The sequence below is a fragment of the Alteromonas sp. ABH4_457 genome (genome assembly GCF_056160625.1).
Genome location: NZ_JBSWXN010000016.1, coordinates 1 through 1,383 on the forward strand (window position 1 = coordinate 1; position 1,383 = coordinate 1,383).

The 1,383-nt window shown below is 46.7% G+C and carries 2 tRNA genes and 1 rRNA gene; all 3 read left to right on the forward strand.

From position 1 onward, the window contains the following. A 16S ribosomal RNA gene (locus ACXAGR_RS23735) occupies positions 1-497 on the forward strand; the annotation flags it as partial. Positions 498-577: 80 nt separating this feature from the next. Then, a tRNA-Ala gene (locus ACXAGR_RS23740) sits at positions 578-653 on the forward strand. 2 nt (positions 654-655) lie between these two features. Continuing rightward, a tRNA-Ile gene (locus tag ACXAGR_RS23745) sits at positions 656-732 on the forward strand. Positions 733-1,383 lie beyond the last annotated feature (651 nt).

Sequence of the window (1,383 nt, forward strand, 5' to 3'; positions counted from 1 at the left end):
CAGGTGCTGCATGGCTGTCGTCAGCTCGTGTCGTGAGATGTTGGGTTAAGTCCCGCAACGAGCGCAACCCTTGTCCTTAGTTGCCAGCATTCAGTTGGGCACTCTAAGGAGACTGCCGGTGACAAACCGGAGGAAGGTGGGGACGACGTCAAGTCATCATGGCCCTTACGTGTAGGGCTACACACGTGCTACAATGGCAAGTACAGAGGGAAGCAAGACAGTGATGTGGAGCGGACCCCTTAAAGCTTGTCGTAGTCCGGATTGGAGTCTGCAACTCGACTCCATGAAGTCGGAATCGCTAGTAATCGCAGGTCAGCATACTGCGGTGAATACGTTCCCGGGCCTTGTACACACCGCCCGTCACACCATGGGAGTGGGATGCAAAAGAAGTAGTTAGTCTAACCTTCGGGAGGACGATTACCACTTTGTGTTTCATGACTGGGGTGAAGTCGTAACAAGGTAACCCTAGGGGAACCTGGGGTTGGATCACCTCCTTACCTTAAAAATCGTCTATTGCCTTTTAGCGCAGTGTTCACACAGATTGTTTTGTTATTAATGAAGAACGACCAAGTCTTATGGGGCTATAGCTCAGCTGGGAGAGCGCCTGATTTGCATTCAGGAGGTCAGCAGTTCGATCCTGCTTAGCTCCACCAATAGGCTTGTAGCTCAGCTGGTTAGAGCGCACCCCTGATAAGGGTGAGGTCGGCAGTTCAAGTCTGCCCAAGCCTACCATTTCTACCTGCTATCGTTACTTTGAATGCTGCGATGCTCATGTGCTGGCGCACACTGCGCTTCTCGCAATCAAATTAACTTCATCAGGCGAAATGGCTACTGAATAAACTTGGTCAGAAAGATGCAAATCCTAATGAATTTTTACTCGGTTGAGTAAGTATTGATTAGGGTTTTTTACTCTAAACCTGTTCTTTAACAATTTGGAAAGCTGATATTAGTAATCAATCAAATTGAGTAACTGAGAATATCGAAAAGATGTTCTTTCAAAAGCTACTCTATCTGACAAAGTGTAGTAAGAAGGCTGACATACACAACTGAGTGTACTGTTCGTCCTCCTTGCGCAAAAGTCGACAAACAACGTCGATTTTGCACGATAAATTGATTAGACAGTCATGCATACAACAGTGCTTAGATGCACACCTGACTCCGGATAAAAAGGCGGGGGTAGGCAGCCGAAACCCATTCTTTCAACGTATCGCACGTTTTGGGTGGAAGTGAATGGTTGTGAACACTTATTCCTTACTCATGTGAATAAGCAGAAACAACGACTTAAGGTTTACCTTAAGGAAGCTATTTAGGGTTGTATGGTTAAGTGACTAAGCGTATACGGTGGATGCCTTGGCAGTAAGAGGCGATGAAGGACGTGTAAGT